We start from the raw sequence: 1840 nt of genomic DNA, 5'->3' as shown, positions 1-1840 counted from the left end.
TTTACCAAAATATGACCCAATTGAGAGTCGCGAGGGTTCCTTGTTCCTCTGGGATGCGGGGATAAATCCGACTGATGCATTTAACACAGTGCAAGAAGCGGAAGCTAGTAAACTGACAAATGCTTTAAATGAGTACGCACTGCCGATTATTGGTTCAACAGTTGGTTTTGATAGAACATTTCAAGTAAATAGTGTCCCAAATTCAATCAAGACGGAAATCACAGCAAAAGGCGGTTTGCATTGTATGGCTTCGCAGTCTACTACTATCAGCAATGCATATTTTATTCAGTTGGCATCAGATACCGCACTTAATGCGTATCTTGCAAATAAAGCGGCAGCAGGGAAACTGTATATATCACAATGGCGTAAAACAACGCGAAAACAAGGGACAGCAGGTAGCTTTTTATCACTGTTTAACTATCGAAACGGCGGAAACTACTTATTTGCTGATCTAACTAACGCTGCAGCTTTGGACGGATTAGGCGCTGGAAGCAAGTCTCTAAAAGTTCCGAGTTTAGCGCAAGACAATGATATTCTTATTGGTCAGCCGCAACTTGTAGCAGTCAATCCAAAGGGGGCTACAGGTACAATCACGAACAGCGTCCCTGTTAAATTCGGTGCAGGTACACTTAACCCGTCGAATGCAGCGATGGGTAATAACCGATCTCCTTCTGTAATTTATTACCGCATTTATATCGAAGATTTAGAGTTATCGGGTCGGACGTTTGAAGAAGTGGCTGCAATAGATCAAGCTGAATTTAATAAAGCATTCGCTCTGGGTGGCCGATTCCATGGCGACAGCTGGTCTAATCCGGCAGTAGCACTCCCATAACAAACATAACAAACCACCACCAGCCCCGGCTTTTAATTAAGTCGGGGTTTTTTATTATTAAAACCAGGGGGCGCAATGCCAAATGATCCACCAGAGCCGAAAGGCTCTTTTTTAATGTCAATTTTATAGGGGGGTGTATGCCTGAAAATAGGCCGTACAACAATAATGGATGGGAGGGGAAAATTGATTCCATCCATAAAGACATTCGATTGATCCTGGAACATGTTGCACGCCAAACCTTTATTAATGAACACCATGAGAATGCAATTGCCAAAATCCAAAAAGAACTTGATGCCCTTGAGTTAAAGGTATCAAGCCTTGAAAACAAGTCTGCAATTCAGGATGGAGGTCTTGGCTTCTTAAAGGGATTGCTTGGGCTTTGTGGTGGAACAATTATAGCTGCATGCATCTGGGTAGGCGCGTCAATCATTCAAATCAATCAAACACAGTCATTAATGAAAGAAAAAGTCACAAGACTTGAGGAAACCTTAAAATGAAATTGATTCAAGAAAGTGTATGGAAGTTTGACTCAGTAAAATATGGCGCCTATATGGCGCTTTTTTTATCATGCTTGCACTTGGTTCTGCAGGAAGTTTATAACGCCAATGTATTGCCGGAACCATATCAAACAATTGCATCTTTAGGTTTGATGTTCCTAGCTGTACTTATTGGCCGTAAAAAGGCTCAACCAAGTCTACATCAGCAAACTTTAGGCTTTGCCACTATTACAGCCGGCCATAGCAACACAGATCCCGGTGCAGTAAATGGTAAAACTAAAGAAGCAGATCTGGTCGTCAATTTCCGCAATGCAGTGACTCACTATTTGCGTGAAGCAGGGCTGCAAGTCAAAACCGATGGTACTGGTGCAAAGAACGACCCGCTCTCAGCTGCAGTAAAGTTGATTCAAGGCTCATCAGTTGCAGTGGAATTTCATATGAATGCTGCAGCATCAAAGCAGGCCAATGGCATTGAAACGATTGCACTACCCAAAGATAAGAAACTAGCTCA

At 42.6% G+C, this 1840-nt stretch carries 3 protein-coding genes; all 3 read left to right on the top strand.

Annotation, left to right across the window (positions count from 1 at the left end):
• The coding region (locus ACNPNW_RS15975; RefSeq protein WP_448767161.1) for a hypothetical protein at positions 1 to 832 on the top strand (832 nt) is incomplete at its 5' end.
• 137 nt (positions 833 to 969) lie between these two features.
• Positions 970 to 1329, top strand: coding sequence for a hypothetical protein (locus ACNPNW_RS15970; protein ID WP_448767160.1), 360 nt, complete (start codon positions 970 to 972; stop codon positions 1327 to 1329).
• Positions 1326 to 1840: N-acetylmuramoyl-L-alanine amidase (locus tag ACNPNW_RS15965; protein ID WP_448767159.1), on the top strand; the 515-nt coding region annotated here is incomplete at its 3' end. The genes ACNPNW_RS15970 and ACNPNW_RS15965, both read left to right, overlap by 4 nt.

The organism is Acinetobacter endophylla, assembly GCF_053543775.1.
The sequence above is the reverse complement of the archived record's forward strand: the minus strand, read 5'-3'. Positions and strand labels throughout refer to the sequence as shown.